At 73.3% G+C, this 15255-nt stretch carries 15 protein-coding genes and 1 tRNA gene; 10 read left to right on the forward strand and 6 right to left on the reverse strand.

Going from position 1 to position 15255, the window contains the following annotated elements:
• Positions 1-71: 71 nt before the first annotated feature.
• The 3 genes from AB0412_RS26495 to AB0412_RS26505 are packed head-to-tail and all read left to right on the forward strand — an operon-like array spanning position 72 to position 2484.
• Positions 72-1277: a sensor histidine kinase gene (locus tag AB0412_RS26495; RefSeq protein WP_366405079.1), complete on the forward strand. Its 1206-nt coding sequence runs from the start codon at positions 72-74 to the stop codon at positions 1275-1277.
• Positions 1274-1948 carry a response regulator transcription factor gene (locus AB0412_RS26500; RefSeq protein ID WP_366405080.1) on the forward strand — a complete coding sequence of 225 codons (675 nt, stop codon included), beginning with the start codon at positions 1274-1276 and terminating at the stop codon, positions 1946-1948. The genes AB0412_RS26495 and AB0412_RS26500 overlap by 4 nt, the downstream gene beginning before the upstream one ends.
• Before the next feature lie 35 nt (positions 1949-1983).
• Positions 1984-2484: a hypothetical protein gene (locus AB0412_RS26505; protein WP_366405200.1), complete on the forward strand. Its 501-nt coding sequence runs from the start codon at positions 1984-1986 to the stop codon at positions 2482-2484.
• A 24-nt stretch (positions 2485-2508) separates the two neighbouring features.
• On the opposite strand, the gene AB0412_RS26510 is transcribed toward AB0412_RS26505, so the two are convergent.
• On the reverse strand, positions 2509-3186 hold the full coding sequence (locus AB0412_RS26510; RefSeq protein ID WP_366405081.1) for a pentapeptide repeat-containing protein: 678 nt from the start codon (positions 3184-3186) through the stop codon (positions 2509-2511).
• Positions 3187-3323: 137 nt separating this feature from the next.
• On the opposite strand from AB0412_RS26510, the gene AB0412_RS26515 reads away from it, so the two are divergent.
• Together AB0412_RS26515 and AB0412_RS26520 are read left to right on the forward strand one after the other, a co-directional pair.
• The gene (locus AB0412_RS26515; protein ID WP_366405082.1) at positions 3324-4484 is read left to right on the forward strand and encodes an FAD-dependent oxidoreductase; all 1161 of its coding nucleotides are present in this window, start codon (positions 3324-3326) and stop codon (positions 4482-4484) included.
• A gap of 75 nt (positions 4485-4559) precedes the next feature.
• Positions 4560-5534: a zinc-binding dehydrogenase gene (locus tag AB0412_RS26520; RefSeq protein WP_366405083.1), complete on the forward strand. Its 975-nt coding sequence runs from the start codon at positions 4560-4562 to the stop codon at positions 5532-5534.
• 20 nt (positions 5535-5554) lie between these two features.
• On the opposite strand, the gene AB0412_RS26525 is transcribed toward AB0412_RS26520, so the two are convergent.
• A complete protein-coding gene (locus AB0412_RS26525) occupies positions 5555-6958 on the reverse strand; it encodes an FAD-dependent oxidoreductase (protein WP_366405084.1) in 1404 nt (467 codons plus the stop codon).
• A 103-nt stretch (positions 6959-7061) separates the two neighbouring features.
• Between AB0412_RS26525 and AB0412_RS26530 the strand changes: the two genes are divergently transcribed.
• On the forward strand, positions 7062-7949 hold the full coding sequence (locus AB0412_RS26530; protein ID WP_366405085.1) for an aminoglycoside phosphotransferase family protein: 888 nt from the start codon (positions 7062-7064) through the stop codon (positions 7947-7949).
• Positions 7950-7989: 40 nt separating this feature from the next.
• On the opposite strand, the gene AB0412_RS26535 is transcribed toward AB0412_RS26530, so the two are convergent.
• Together AB0412_RS26535 and AB0412_RS26540 are read right to left on the reverse strand one after the other, a co-directional pair.
• A tRNA-Thr gene (locus AB0412_RS26535) sits at positions 7990-8063 on the reverse strand.
• 84 nt (positions 8064-8147) lie between these two features.
• Positions 8148-8561 (reverse strand): DUF3224 domain-containing protein, encoded by a 414-nt coding sequence (locus tag AB0412_RS26540; protein WP_366405086.1) that lies wholly within the window; start codon positions 8559-8561, stop codon positions 8148-8150.
• 102 nt (positions 8562-8663) lie between these two features.
• Here AB0412_RS26540 and AB0412_RS26545 point away from each other — a divergent pair, with 102 nt between their 5' ends.
• From AB0412_RS26545 to AB0412_RS26560, 4 genes are all read left to right on the forward strand, one after another.
• Positions 8664-9635, forward strand: coding sequence for a WYL domain-containing protein (locus AB0412_RS26545; RefSeq protein WP_366405087.1), 972 nt, complete (start codon positions 8664-8666; stop codon positions 9633-9635).
• 243 nt (positions 9636-9878) lie between these two features.
• Positions 9879-10967, forward strand: a complete 1089-nt coding sequence (gene ugpC, locus AB0412_RS26550) for a sn-glycerol-3-phosphate ABC transporter ATP-binding protein UgpC (protein ID WP_366405088.1) — start codon at positions 9879-9881, stop codon at positions 10965-10967.
• 191 nt (positions 10968-11158) lie between these two features.
• On the forward strand, positions 11159-11611 hold the full coding sequence (locus AB0412_RS26555) for a hypothetical protein (protein WP_366405089.1): 453 nt from the start codon (positions 11159-11161) through the stop codon (positions 11609-11611).
• Between the two features lie 49 nt (positions 11612-11660).
• Entirely contained in the window at positions 11661-12392 is a 732-nt protein-coding gene (locus AB0412_RS26560; RefSeq protein ID WP_366405090.1) for a nucleotidyltransferase family protein, read from the forward strand.
• Positions 12393-12477: 85 nt separating this feature from the next.
• Here the strand turns inward: AB0412_RS26560 and AB0412_RS26565 are convergent, their stop codons facing one another.
• Complete coding sequence (locus AB0412_RS26565; protein WP_366405091.1) at positions 12478-14175, reverse strand: DoxX family membrane protein; 1698 nt, start codon at positions 14173-14175, stop codon at positions 12478-12480.
• A gap of 118 nt (positions 14176-14293) precedes the next feature.
• Positions 14294-15235: a 23S rRNA (guanosine(2251)-2'-O)-methyltransferase RlmB gene (gene rlmB, locus AB0412_RS26570; protein ID WP_366405092.1), complete on the reverse strand. Its 942-nt coding sequence runs from the start codon at positions 15233-15235 to the stop codon at positions 14294-14296.
• Positions 15236-15255 lie beyond the last annotated feature (20 nt).

Consider the following 15255-nt stretch of genomic DNA (forward strand, 5'->3'; position numbering starts at 1 on the left):
TTTGCCCAGTTCAGCGCCCCCGCACCGAGCGCCGCGCCGCTGGACCGGCCCTGAAGGGAGGCGCACCCGGCATGCGAGACCGGTCGTACGAGCCGGCCGCCGTGGACACCCGGTGGCTCGGTGCCGTGATGCACGCGGCGTTCTTCCTGCTGCTCGGCGGGGCGCTCGCCCGCTTCCTGCTGCGCCATCCCGGCGAGCCCCGCACCCCGTGGATCATCGCCCTGTGCGTCGTCCTCGCGGCGCTGCATCTGCTCGGCCCGGGGACGGCCGCCGCCGGGTCGCGGACCGCCCCGCGACGCGCCGCCTGGCTCGCCCTGGTCGTCGTCGTGTGGATGGTGCTGGTCGTGCTGGCGCCCAGCTTCGCCTGGTGCGCGGTGCCCCTGTTCTACACCGGGCTGCGGACCCTCCCGGCCCGCGCCGCCCTCGTCCTGGTGGCCGTGCTGACGGCGTTCGTGGTGGCCGCGCAGGTGCAGCTCGCCGGGCGTTTCGACCCCAATCTGGTGCTGGCGCCGCCCGCCGTCGCCGCGCTCGCCACCGCCGTGTTCCTGCAGATGGAACGGCACACCGCCCGCCAGCGTCTGCTCATCGACGACCTGATCCGCACCCGCCGGGAACTCGCCGCCTCCGAGCGTCGCGAGGGCACCCTCGCCGAACGCCAGCGGCTGTCCATGGAGATCCACGACACCCTCGCCCAGGGCCTGTCCAGCCAGCGCATGCTGCTCCAGGCCGCGGACCGGGTGTGGGACACCGAGCCGGACAAGGCCCGCGCGCATGTCCGCACCGCCGCCTCGGTCGCCGAGCACAACCTCGCCGAGGCCCGGCGCTTCGTGCACGACCTGGCGCCCGCCGACCTCGCCCGCGGCGGCGGCCTCGAGGAAGCGCTGCGCGCGCTGGCCGCGCGGGAGTCCGGCACGGACCTGACCGTACGGGTGCACGTCGACGGCGACGGACGGCTGCCCCTGCTGCCGGACCGTGTCCAGTCCGCGCTGCTGCGCATCGCCCAGGGCGCCCTGGCCAACGTCCGCGAACACGCCGCCGCGCACAGCGCCACCCTCACCCTCACCGTCCTCGACGACGAGGTCGTCCTGGACGTCGCCGACGACGGCCACGGCTTCGACCCCGCCGCCCTGCCCGACGCCCCGGGCGGCTCCCGCGGCCACGGGCTGCCCGCCATGCGGGCGCGGCTGCGCGCGCTCGGTGGCACCCTGACCGTCGAGTCCGCGCCCGGCGAGGGCACCGTCCTGTCCGCGGCCGTCCCCCTGGAGGCGCACCCATGACCCCCGACCGCTCGGCCTCCGGCCGCCGCACGACCGCGGTGCGCATCCTGGTCTGTGACGACCACGCCGTCGTACGCGCCGGGCTGCTCGCCCTGCTCGACAGCGCCCCGGACATCGAGGTGGTCGGCGAGGCCGGCACCGGCGAGGAGGCGCTCGCGCTCGCGGCGAAGCTCACGCCGGACGTGGTCCTGATGGATCTCCAGCTGGGCGAGGGCATCGACGGCGTGGAGACCACCCGCCGTCTCACCTCGGCCGAACACACCCCTTCCGGCGCCTCCCCGCACGTCCTGGTGCTGACCACCTACGACACCGACGCCGACATCACCCGTGCCATCGAGGCCGGCGCCACCGGTTATCTCCTCAAGGCCGAGCGGCCCGACGAGCTGTTCGCCGCCATCCACGCCGCCGCCGAAGGCCGCACCGCCCTGTCCGCTCCGGTCGCCGGCCGGGTGATGGCGAACCTGCGCCGCCCCCGGCCCACCCTCACCGACCGGGAACGCGACATCCTGGCCCAGCTCGCCCGTGGCCTCGGCAACCGGGACATCGCCCGCGCCCTGTTCATCAGCGAGGCCACGGTGAAGACGCACCTGCGCCGCATCTACGACAAGCTCGGCGTGGACACGCGGGCGGGAGCGGTGGCGGTCGCGAAGGAGCGCCGCCTGCTGCCGTGAGCGGGCTCTCCCGCTGCCGTGACACCATCACCCCCGTGCTCGACATCGGCTACGCGCTCTCCAACCGTTTCCCCGACCCCCCGCAGACCGACTACCGCCGCGCGGACGTCCACGCCCTGCGCCACGACCTGTTCTGCGGTGACGTCTACCTCGCCGACACGGAGTCGGACCGGGAGATCTCCACAGCCTGGGGATGGGTGCCGGTGCTCGACTTCGCGTGGGCGCTGTGCGACATCGTGGAGCGCGTCGACCGGGACCCGGCCGGCTCCCGCGCCTCCCGCCCGCAGCACGCGGAGCTGGACTTCACCGAGTCGACCGACCGCCTGCTCTTCGAGCGCCGCTTCGGCTGGGTGGACATCGAGGCGGAATGGCTGCCCGCCGCCGAGCCCCCGCTGACCTTCTCCCACGCCGAACTCCGCCGCGAGGCCCGGGACTTCCTGCACGATCTGATCGCCGACCTGGTCGACCTGCACGACGACCTCGGTGAGAACCCGGCGATCTGGACCCTCCAGGCCCGCTATCCCCGCGTCACCTGACCGGTCTCCACGGCACCGCGCCCCTCACCCCTCCACCCTGATCCCCAGCTGACCGGCCAGCACCGGTGCCAGATCCAGCAGTTGCCCCGTGCTGATCACCGCCCCCGCCAGCCGGTCCACACCCCCCGCGATCTCCAGCGACGCCGCCCCCCGCAGATCGACGTCCGTCAGCGTGGCCCCGGTGAGATCCACGCCCTTCAGCGCGCAGTCCACGAACTCCACCCGCTCCAGCCGGGCCCCGCCGAAGTCCGGCTCGACCAGCACACAGCCCTCGAAGACGACGTCTCTGAGCCGGGCCGCGCGCAGATTCAGGAAGTCGATCTTCCCGCCCCGGATCAGCACCCGCTCCAGCACCGCCCCGTGCAGCTGCGTGCCGCCGAGCCGCGCGTCGGTCAGCTCGACGTCGCGCAGTGTCGCCTCCGCGAGCCCGGTGCCCACCCCCCGGACACCGGCGAGCACCGAGTCCAGGATCCGTGCCCGGGACAGCCGCGTCTCGTCCAGCGCGCACCCGGTCAGCGCACAGTCCATGAACCGGGCACCGCCCCCGTCCTGCCCGGACAGGTCCGCCTCCCGGAAGTCCAGTCCGTCGTAGTCCCCGTCCGGCTCCAGCCCGCCCCCCTCGAACCGCTCCAGCGCGGGCAGCCGCAGCTCGGGCCGCCGCGCCCCCTTCACTCCCGTACCGCCCGCCGCTCTCCTCGCCATGCCCCCCATGCTGCACCCCGCCACTGACAACGGCCGTGACCTGCGAAGACACCGCCCATGTCACATTCCGGGGCGCTCGAGCGGTCCTAGCGGGAGAACACGTCATCAGGCGACCCGAGCAAGGGAGACCCCCAGCCATGCATCGCATCACCGTCATCGGTGGCGGCTTCGCCGGACTGACCGCGGCCATCACCGCCGCCGAGGCGGGCGCCAAGGTCACCGTTCACGAGGCCCACCACACCCTCGGCGGCCGGGCCCGCACCGCCGACGGCCCGTACCGGACGAACGAGGGACCGCACGCCCTCTACAACGGCGGCCCGCACTGGGCCTGGCTCCGGCAGCGCAACCTCATCGGCCCGCTCGCCCCGCTCCCGCCCCTGGAGGCGGCCCGGCTGCGTCTGCGGCACCGGGGCGTGCTGCGCCGCACACCGCCGTTCGCCATGCTGAAGCTGCTGCGCCGCAGCGGCGCCGACGCCCCCGTCGACACCGACTTCCTCACCTGGGCCACCCGCGTCGCCGGCGAGGAGGCCGCGCGGGCCGCCGCCCACTACTCCGCGGTCGCCCTCTTCCACCACGACCCGGGCTCGCTGTCCGCCGCCTTCGTGCAGGAGCGGCTGCGCCGCGCGACCAAGCTGCCGCCCGAGGCGCACTACCCGCGCGGCGGCTGGGGCTCGCTCATCGACCGGATGGCCGCCCGCGCCTGGAACCTGGGCGTCCGCATGGAGACGCTGTCCCGGGTCGACACCCTCCCCACCGACACCCCGGTCGTCGTCGCCACCTCCCTGGACTCCGCCCGCCGGCTCCTCGGCGACTCCTCGCTGACCTGGCCGAGCGGCCGTACCGTCCTCGTCGACCTCGCCGTACGCACCCGCCGCGGTGACGCGTTCGTGGTGTCCGACCTGGACGCGCCGGGCTGGCTGGAACGCTTCACCGCCCAGGACCGCACGCTCGCTCCCGCCGGCGAGCAGCTGATCCAGGGTCAGATCCCCATCGGCCCCGGGGAGACGAAGGCCGACGGTATCCGGCGCGCCGAGGAGCTGCTGGATCTCGGCTTCGGCGGCTGGCGCGACCGGCTCACCTGGCGGCAGGACGCGATCGCCCAGGGCCGGACCGGAGCCGTCGACCTGCCCGGCACCAGCTGGCGCGACCGGCCCGCCGTCGACCGGGGCGACGGCGTCTACCTCGCCGGTGACCAGGTCGCCGCCCCCGGCGTGCTCTCGGAGGTCTCCTTCAACAGCGCCCTGACCGCGGTCTCCCTTGCTCTCGGCCGGCACGAACTTGACCTCAAGCATGCTTGAGGTTGAACAGTGGGGACAGCAGCGGCGCCGGCCACGAGACCCGCCGGCGCCCGGACACCCACAGGGGGGACCCTCATGCACGCCATCCGCCTGCACGCCTTCGGCCCGGCCGAGAACCTCACCTACGAAGAGGTCGAGGACCCCCGGCCGGGCCCCGGACAGGTCCGTATCGCCGTACGGGCCGCCGGCGTCCACCTCCTGGACACCGCCCTCCGCCAAGGGCAGCGGGGCCCCGCGCCCGCACCGGCCACCCTGCCGACCGTCCCAGGCCGCGAGGTCGCCGGCACCGTCGACGCGCTCGGCGACGGCACGCCCGGACACTGGCTCGGCAAGCGTGTCGTCGCCCATCTCGGATTCGCCCCCGGCGGCTACGCCGAGCTCGCCGTCAGCGACGCCGAACGCCTCCACGAGATCCCCGAGGGCCTCGACTTCGCGGAGGCCGTCGCCATGATCGGCACCGGCCGCACCGCCATGGGCATCGTGCAGTTCGCCGAACCCGGCCCCGGCGACGTGGTGCTCGTCCCCGCCGCGGCCGGCGGCCTCGGCACCCTCCTCGTGCAGTACGCCAAGAACGCCGGCGCCACCGTCATCGGCCTGGCCGGCGGCCCCGCGAAGACCGCCCGCGTCAGCGCCAACGGCGCCGACCTCGCCGTCGACTACACGGACCCCGACTGGCCCGCACGACTCGCCGCCCACGACGGCAAGGTGACCATCGTCTACGACGGCGTCGGCGGCGACGTCGCCCGCGAGGCCGTCGCCCTCCTGGCCCCCGGCGGCAGGCACATCGTCTTCGGCTGGTCCGCCGAGGGCCTCGACAGCGACCGCCCCTACCTCGTCGACGGCGTCTCCGTGAACGTCCTCGGCCCGGAGATGATGCGCAGGGCGGGCGGCGCCGACCCCGTCCGCACCCTCGAACTCCGCGCCCTCGGCCAGGCCGCCGCCGGCCACCTCACCCCCGCCGTCCACCGCTTCCCCCTCGCCGACGCCGCGAAGGCCCACAGGGCCCTGGAGAACAGGGGGACGACGGGGAAGGTCGTACTGGAGCCGTGAAACACGCGGGCGGGTGGCGGCTAGCGCCCCGCCACCTTGTCCGCCACCCGCGCCAGGCGTGACGAGTCCGCCGCGTACGTCGACTGCTCCCGCCGGTCCGCCGCGCGGTACGCCGCGTACAGCCCCCGCACGCCCAGCCAGCGCAGCGGCTCCGGCTCCCAGCGGCGGACCTTGTGGCCCACCCACGGAAGCTCCGTCAGCTCCGTGCGTCCGCCCTGCCCCGAGTCCAGCGCCACCAGGTCGCACAGCGTGCGCGCCGCCAGATTCGCCGTGGCCACCCCCGAGCCGACGTACCCGCCCGCCCAGCCGAGCCCCGACGACCGGTCCAGCGTCACCGACGCGCACCAGTCACGCGGCACCCCCAGCACCCCCGACCAGGCATGCTCGATCCGCACCCCGGCCAGCGACGGGAAGAAACCGACCAGCACCTCGCGCAGCGCCTCCACCGTCGCCGCCTGCGTCGTACCGTCGTTGTCCGTCCGCGAACCGAAGCGGTACGGCACACCCCGGCCGCCCAGCGCGATCCGCCCGTCCGGCGTCCGCTGCGCGTACATGTACGCGTGCGCCATGTCGCCCAGCGTCTCCCGACCCGCCCAGCCGACCGCCTCCCACTGCTCCTCGCTCAACGGCTCGGTCACCACCATCGAGGAGTTCATCGGCAGCCACGTCCGCCGCTGCCCCTTCAGCCCCGCCGTGAACCCCTCCGTGCAGCGCAGCACGTACGGCGCCCGCACCGTCCCGTACGGCGTCACCGCGTGCTTCTTGCGGATCTCCGTCACCGGCGTCGACTCGTGGATCGTCACGCCCAGCGCCTCCACCGCGGCCGCCAGGCCCTTCACCAGCCGCACGGGGTGCAGCCGGGCCCCGTGCGGCGTCCACGACGACCCCACCGCGTCCGCCACCCGCACCCGCCGGGCGGTCTCCTCCGCCCCGTACAGCTCCCGGTCCTTCTCCCCGAACGCCAGCTCCCGCTCATGGAACGCCTTCAGCCGCGCGAACTGGGCGGGTGTACGCGCCACTTCCAGCACGCCGCCCCGGTGGATCCCGGCGTCGATCCCCTCCGCCTGCGCCACCCGGATCACCTCGTCCACGGTCGCGTTCATCGCCCGCTGCAAGCGCACCGCCGCCTCATGACCGTGCAGCCGCGCATACCGGTCCCGGCCCGCGATCCCGTTGTACAGCCAGCCGCCGTTGCGCCCCGAGGCGCCGTAGCCACAGAACTTCCGCTCCAGAACGGTGACCCGGAGGAACGGAACGGCCTTCTTCAGGTAGTACGCCGTCCACAACCCGGTGTACCCGCCGCCCACGATCACCACATCCGCCGTCGCGTCGCCCGCGAGCGGCGCCCGAACCGCCGGAAGTCCGTCGTCCGCGAACCAGAAAGACACGCCGCCGTTCACAACACCGCTGGTCATGCTGCTCATGGCCCCGGACGTTAACCCCTGCCGACACCCGCTGTCTCCTGCGGAATCCGCAGCCCGCGTTATTCACCCGCCCCGCGCGGCGCGCCCGGCTAGCGTGCCCGGGGTGACCGACATTCCCGAGGAACTCGCCCGCGCCCAAGAGAAGTTCAACGGAGAGGAAGGCCGCGCCTTCATCGCCCGACTGCCCGATCTGACCGCCGCGTTCCTGCACCGCTGGGAGCTGCGCATCACCGGCACGCCCATGCACGGCGTCAGTGCCCTCGTCCTCCCCGTGGTCCGCTCCGACGACACCCCTGCGGTCCTCAAGCTCCAGCTCCTCGACGAGGAGAGCGAAGGCGAACCGGTCGCCCTGCGCACCTGGGACGGCGACGGAGCGGTCCGCCTCCTGGACCACGACCCGGCCACCGGCACCATGCTCCTCGAACGCCTCGACCCCACCCGCACGCTCGCGCACGTCGCCGACGTCCACGCGTCGGTCCAGGAGATCGCCCGCCTCCTCAGCCACCTCAACAGGACACCCGCCCCGCCCGGGATACGCCGCCTCGGCGACATCGCGCGGCGGATGCTGGAGCGCACCCCCTGGGCCCTGACCCGCATCCCCGACCCCAGGGCGCGCCGCATCACCGCCGACTGCGCGGCAGCCCTGCGCGAAGTCGCCGGCGAACCCGGCGACCGCCTCCTCCACTGGGACCTGCACGACGAGAACGTCCTCGCCTCCGACCGGGCCCCCTGGCTCGCCATCGACCCCAAGCCCCTCGCCGGCGACCCCGGCTACGAACTCTGGCCCGCCCTCGCCAACCGCTTCGACCCCGAGGACATCCGCTGGCGCTTCGACGCCATGACGGAGGTGATGGGCCTGGACCGCGAACGGGCCCGCGCCTGGACGTACGCCCGTCTGCTGGAGAACATCCTGTGGAACGTCGAGGACGACGACCCGGTGGAGGAACAGCACTTGGAGATCGCGCGCCGCCTGCGCGCCGGGGCGGCATGAGAAATCCCAGGTCAGATGGTCCTGACCTGGGATCGTTCAGAGCCCCCTGTCGGATTCGAACCGACGACCTGCTGTTTACAAGACAGCTGCTCTGACCATCTGAGCTAAGGAGGCACCGCGCGGCGCGCGAAGGCTGGTCCACTGTACACAGAGCCGGTTTCGCCGAGCCACGCACTTACCGGGGTGCCCCCGGTCCGCTCACCCCACCGTGTACTCGAAGCTGTACGGCACCTTCGTCTCCCCCTGCCGGTGGGTGAACTCGCCCCTCCCCCGCAGTCCGGTCAGTTCGCCGGTGGCCGAGTCCTCGACGACCTCGAAGGCGCAGTGGACGGTGCCGTCGGGGGCGAAGTGGCCGCGCTCCTCGAGCACGAAGGTGCCCGTACGGCCGTCGACGCGGCCGGAGACGAGTTCCATGCCGGCGAAGGTGCCGGTGGTCTGCGTGCGGTAGGCGATCGTGTAGTCGCAGGTCGTGGCCTCGGCCTCGATGCCGCCGGAGAAGGCGTTGACGACCGTGGCGTGGGCGAGGCGCGGCTGGGTGTCCTCCGGGCCGAGGGAGTTCTCCTTCCAGTCGGTGAAGGTGAAGTGGCCGGTGGTGCGGGTGGTGGTGGGCATGCGGCTCCCTGTGTCGTGGCCGGGCTGTCGGGGGACCACTCTTCCGGCCGTACCTGACACCTCCTGTCAGGTACGGCGGGCAGCGGCGCGACAATCTCCCGCATGCGTGCCGACCGGCTTCTCTCCCTGCTCCTGCTGCTGCAGAACCGCGGCCGGATGACCGCCCCCCAGCTCGCGGCCGAGCTGGAGGTCTCGGTCCGCACGGTGTACCGCGACATCGAGGCGCTGGGCGCGGCGGGGGTGCCGGTGCGGGCGGAGCGGGGGCCGGAGGGCGGCTACCGGCTGATGGAGGGGTACCGGACGCGGCTGACCGGGCTCACGGACGCGGAGGCCGGTTCGCTGTTCCTGGCGGGGCTGCCGGGGCCGGCCAAGGACCTGGGGCTGGGGGCCGTCCTGGCGAGCGCCCGGCTGAAGGTGGAGGCGGCGCTGCCGGACGAGCCGGCGGGTCAGGCGCGGCGGGTGCAGGAACGGTTCCACCTGGACGCGCCGGCGTGGTTCCGGGACGCCGACCCCGTACCGCACCTGCGGCGGATCGCGCGGGCGGTGTGGGAGGGGCGGGTGCTGCGCACCCACTACCGGCGCTGGCGGGGTGAGGTGCACCGGGAGGTGTGCCCGCTGGGGCTCGTACTGAAGGGCGGCATCTGGTACCTGGTGGCGCTCGCCGAGGACGCCGTACGCACCTACCGGGTGTCGCGCTTTGTGACGGTGGAGGAGACGGGCGGGACGTTCGCGCGGCCCGCAGGATTCGACCTGGGCGCGTACTGGGCCCGGTCCTCGCAGCGGATGGAGGCGGCGCTGCGGCAGCAGACCGCGCTCCTGCGGCTGTCGCCGCGCGGGCAGAAGCTGCTGCCGATGCAGTTCGGGGCGGCGGGCAGGCAGGCGCTCGACGGGGCGGGCCCGCCGGACGCCGAGGGATGGGTGGAGGTGGAACTGCCGGTGGAGTCGGAGGCGGTCGCGGTCGGCGATCTGCTGCGGCTGGGCCCGGAGGCGGAGGTGCTCGGTCCGGCGGGGCTGCGGCAGGCGGTCGCGCATGTGGTCGGGGTGCTCGCCGAGCGCTACGCGGGCACCTCTTGATCGGGTCGCTCACCGCCCGGTCGTCCCCGCGCTCGAAAGTTTCCGCGAAATTCACAGCCCCGGAGGTACTGACAGACCAGGTGAACGCCAGGTACCGTCCTGAGCCAGTTCACCCTCGTGGACTACACCACACGGAACCACAACGGAATAAGCGCCGCCCACCGCGGAACAGACCGTCGTGGCACCACCTTCCTACTCGGATCGTCCGGCACGTTCCTGCCGGTAGAAGGGGGCCCATTCACCATGGCCACAGTTACGTTCGACAAGGCGACCCGGATCTACCCGGGTTCCGACAAGCCCGCCGTCGACGCACTCGACATCGCGATCGAGGACGGGGAGTTCCTCGTTCTGGTCGGCCCGTCCGGCTGCGGCAAGTCCACCTCGCTCCGCATGCTCGCGGGGCTCGAGGACGTGAACGCCGGCGCCATCCGCATCGGTGACCGTGACGTCACGCACCTGCCGCCGAAGGACCGGGACATCGCCATGGTGTTCCAGAACTACGCGCTGTACCCGCACATGACCGTCGCCGACAACATGGGCTTCGCCCTGAAGATCGCAGGCGTGAACAAGGCGGAGATCCGGCAGAAGGTCGAGGAGGCCGCGAAGATCCTCGACCTGACCGAGTACCTGGACCGCAAGCCGAAGGCGCTCTCCGGTGGTCAGCGTCAGCGTGTCGCGATGGGCCGCGCGATCGTGCGTGAGCCGCAGGTGTTCCTCATGGACGAGCCGCTGTCCAACCTGGACGCCAAGCTGCGTGTGTCGACGCGTACGCAGATCGCCAGCCTCCAGCGCCGTCTGGGCATCACCACCGTCTACGTCACCCACGACCAGGTCGAGGCCATGACGATGGGCGACCGTGTGGCGGTCCTCAAGGACGGTCTGCTCCAGCAGATCGACACCCCGCGCAACATGTACGACAAGCCCGCGAACCTGTTCGTGGCCGGCTTCATCGGCTCCCCGGCGATGAACCTGGTCGAGGTGCCGGTCACCGACGGCGGCGTGAAGTTCGGCAACTCGGTCGTGCCGGTGGACCGCGACGCGCTCTCCGCGACCACCGACAAGACGGTCACCGTGGGTGTGCGTCCCGAGCACTTCGACGTGGCCGGCGCCGAGTCGGACCAGGGCCTCGCGGTGACGGTGAACGTCGTAGAGGAGCTGGGCGCCGACGCCTACGTGTACGGCACGGCGAAGGTCGGCACCGAGTCCAAGGACCTGGTGGTCCGCGTCAACGGCCGTGACGTCCCGGAGAAGGGCAGCCAGCTGCACGTCGTGCCGCGCTCCGGCGAGACCCACGTGTTCTCGACCTCCACCGGCGCGCGTCTGTCCGACTGACGCCCGGAGAAGCACGGCGAAGGGCCCCGCGGCACTGCTGCGGGGCCCTTCGCGTTGTCGACAAATACCCCGGCACACCGGACGTTTCGAGCAGTGTGCGTCAACGCGATACCCAGAATTCGGGCGTCTCACATCCCCCGAACCGGTGACTCAATGTCTCCAAATCATCACTTGACGCTACCCTCACTCGCGTGAAGCACTCCACTACCCCTCAGACGCGACGCGGCCGGGGCCCCGCCCGCCGGGTCGGCCGCACCCTCGCCCTCGTCCTGCCCGTCGTCCTGGTGCTCTCCGGGACCCTCGCGGTCGCGCGAGTCAACTGGTCGGGCGACTCCACGAGCCCGGTGCTCACCGCCGCCGACACCTCCGCGTCCGGCACCTCCTCGCGTGCCGCGCGCGCCCCGCATGAGGTGCTCCGCGACAAGCTGCTGGTGGAACTCCAGGAGAAGGACCCGGGCGTGGCGCTCACGCACCTCCAGCAGGCCGTGAACGACCGCCCGTCGCTGGCGAAGCACTGCGCGTCGATCGCCCGCGCCCTCGGCAAGGCCGCGGTCCGGGTGTACGGCCCGACGAAGGCCCAGTCGTACGCCCGCCCGGTCTGCGACACGTCCTTCGCGTCGGGGGTGCTCGCGGCTCACCACTGAGCGCCGCCCGCCACGGTGCGGCCGGCGGGGCGCCACGTACAGTTCGGTCATGACCGATCCGAGTGCCGCGTCCCGCCCCACTCAAGCCGTCGTCCTCGCCGGTGGCCAGGGCTCCCGCCTGCGCCCGTACACCGACGACCGGCCCAAGCCGATGGTCGAGATCCCCGGCACGGGGACGCCGATCATCGGCCATCAGCTGTCCTGGCTCGCCGAGGAGGGCGTCACGGACGTGGTGGTCTCCTGCGGCCACCTCGCCGAGGTCCTGCAGAAGTGGCTGGAGACCGCCGAACTGCCTCTCTCCGTCACCACCGTCGTCGAGACGGAGCCCCTCGGCCGCGGCGGCGGCCTGAAGTACGCCGCCGCCCGCCTCCCGCACCCGGACCGCCCCTGGTACGCCACCAACGGCGACATCTGGACCCGTTTCTCGCTGCGCGACATGGCGGACTTCCACACCGAGCGGGACGCCGTCGCCACCCTCGCCCTCGCCCGCCCGCGCCTGCCGTGGGGCGCGGTGAAGACCGACGGGTTCGGACACATCACCGACTTCATCGAGGCCCCGCCGTCGACGTTCGAGATCAACGCGGGTGTCTACGTCTTCTCCCCCGGCTTCGCCGACCTGCTCCCTGAGCGCGGCGACCACGAGCGCACCACGTTCCCGCATCTGGCCCGCGAGCGCCGGCTGGCCGGCTTCCCGATCCCGCAGGGCTCCTACTGGCGCGCCATCGACACGGCGAAGGACCTGACGGAGGCCGCGAAGGAACTGGCGGCCCAGGGCCGCTGACCCGCCGTACACACGCCAGTGGGGTCCCGCACACGTCTCTGCGTGCGGGACCCCACTGGCGTACGGCGGTGAGGCGGGCCGCGGTCTAACCCAGCAGGCCTCCCACGAGTCCCGGCCGGTCGTCGGACGAGCCGTCGCCTCCGCCCGGGGTGCCGCTGCCGCCGCCGCCCGAGCCGCCACCGGAGGTGGGTCCGGCGCTGGTGCTCGGAGCCTGCTCGGCCGGGGAGGACTGCTGCGGCGGGGCCTGCCCCGCGCTGCCCTGGGTCTGGCTGGGGGCGCCGGTGACGGCACCGGTGTCCCGGGTCGCGTCGGGGGTGCCGGCGTCCGCGGACGGGCTCGCCGCGCCGGACGTGGCGCCCTGGGAGGGCGAGGTGGAGGCCGAGGGCGTGCGCTTCTTGCGCTCTCCGGGCTCCTTCGGCAGCGGGGAGCCGGGCAGTTCGTTGCGCGGGGACTCGCCGGGCCCGGGGACGACCACCCGGTCGGAGTCGCGGACGGCGCCGCCGAGGATCGAGCCGACCAGCAGCGTCAGCCCGCACACCACGCCGGTGACGAGGGCGCCGCGGCGCAGCACGTACCGGCGCAGGTGCCAGATGTCCGCGCGGGGACCGAGGCGCCGCCAGGCACTGCCGGCGAGGCGGCCGTCGACGGAGTAGACCGGGGCACCGGCGATGACCAGCGCGGACCAGGCGGCGAGGTAGAGGATGTCGGTCGTGTCGTAGACGGGCACGTCCTTCCAGCTGACGGCGACCAGCAGCCCGGCCGACAGCAGCGCGCCGATGACGGCGGCGACACGCTGCCAGCAGCCCAGGACGGTCAGGACGCCGACGACGACCTGGAGGAAGGCGATGCCCAGCCCGGTGCCGATGGGGTGCTGGAGGGCGAACTGCCGCAGGGGCTCGGCGACTTCCCAGGGGTGGAGGCTGTTCAGCCACGTCACCAGGGAGCCGCGCTTGCCGCCGTCGAAGTAGGCGGGGTCGCAGAGCTTGCCCATGCCCGCGTAGACGGAGACGAAGCCGAGGGCGACCCGCAGCGGGAGCAGGACGACGCCGAGGTTCATCCGGCGGCCGGGGTAATAGGCGTGCCGCGCGGGGTCGTCGCCGTGGCGCCGGGAGCGCCGCTCGGTGCCCCGGGCACCCGAGTCCCGGTGCAGGTCGTCGGCGCTGTCGTACGCACCGGTGTCGTACGCGCCGGTGTCGTAAGCGCCGGTGTCGTCGAACTGCGGGCCCGCGTAGGCGGGTTCGTCGTAGGCGCTGCCGACGGTGCGCATGGGCGGCAGCAGGGGTCCGTCCTGGGTGCGCTGGGCGCCGATGACGGGCGTCTCGAGGGTCCGTTCGGCCGGGTCCTCGTCGTAGTCGTAGCCGCGGCCGGTACCGACGCGGGGGATGACCTGGGTGGCTCCGGGGTCGGCGAGCGGCTCCTCGGGGTACCGGACGCCGCCGTGCCGCACGGCCTGGAGCAGTCGGTGGGCGCCGGTGTCGTCGGGGGCCGAACGGCCGCTCCAGACGACGGGACGGCGGCGGGCGGCGGTCGGGCCCGCGGCGCCCATGGTGGTGACGACGGGGATGCGGGCGGCGGTGTCCTCGGCGGCGCTCGAATACCGTGCGATCCGCGGCGAGGCCGCGCGTCGCGCCGAAGCGCCCAGCTGCACGCGGAAGCTGGCGTGATTGACGATGATCTGCGCCGGATCGCTCGGCACCTTCACCATGCTCAGCGCGGGAGCGTCGTCGAGTCCCGACGAGCGGTCCCCCGTGGGTGTGCGGGGTGTTCTGGTGTCCACACTCATCTAACCGAGTGATGTGGCGTTAGGACACTGCCTTGACCGGCCGGAAGTGTCCGGGCCGCGTCAAGCCAGCCCGGACCCCCCGGAATCCACCATGTGGGTGAGGAAGCCGAACGCTCGTTCAGCCGCGGCGGCGCGCCGTCTCGTAGAGCACGATGCCCGCGGCCACACCGGCGTTGAGCGATTCCGCGCCACCCGGCATCGGGATCCGCACGCGGAAGTCACAGGTCTCCCCGACCAGCCGGGACAGCCCCTTGCCCTCGCTGCCGACGACGATGACGACGGGACCCTCCAGCGCCTCCAGCTCCCCGATCTCGGCCTCCCCGTCGGCGGCGAGACCGACGACGACGATCCCGGCCTTCTTGTACGCCTCCAGAGCGCGCGTCAGATTGGTGGCGCGGGCGACCGGCGTACGGGCGGCCGTACCGGCGGACGTCTTCCACGCGCCGGCGGTCATCCCGGCGGCCCGCCGCTCGGGCACGACGACGCCGTGGCCGCCGAAGGCGGAGACGGAGCGGACGACGGCGCCGAGATTGCGCGGGTCGGTGACACCGTCGAGGGCCACGATCAGCGGGTCCTCGCCCTCGTCGTGGGCGTTCGCGACCAGGTCCTCGGGGTGCGCGTACTCGTACGGCGGGACCTGCAGGACCAGGCCCTGGTGGTTCAGGCCGTTGGTCATCCGGTCCAGCTCGGGGCGGGGCGCCTCCATGAGGTTGATCCCGCCGCGCTCGGCCGCGAGCTGCAGCGCCTCGCGGACCCGCTCGTCGCTGTCGATGAACTGCTGCACGTACAGCGTGGAGGCGGGCACGCCCTCGCGCAGCGCCTCGACGACGGGGTTGCGCCCGACGACGAGTTCGGAGGCGGAGCGTCCGCCGCCGCGCCGGCCCTGCGTCCGGCCCTGGGCGCGGCGCGCCTTGGCCTGCGCGGCGCGCTGCTTGGCGTGGCCCTTGCGCATCTCGGCGGGAGGCGTGGGCCCCTTGCCTTCCAGGCCCCGGCGCCGCTTGCCGCCACTGCCGACCTGCGCGCCCTTCTTGCCGGACATGCGGCGGTTGTTCGCGGCCATGAGGTTTCCGTCTTTCGTGA

The sequence above is a fragment of the Streptomyces sp. NPDC052012 genome, assembly GCF_040689265.1.
Taxonomy (GTDB): domain Bacteria; phylum Actinomycetota; class Actinomycetes; order Streptomycetales; family Streptomycetaceae; genus Streptomyces.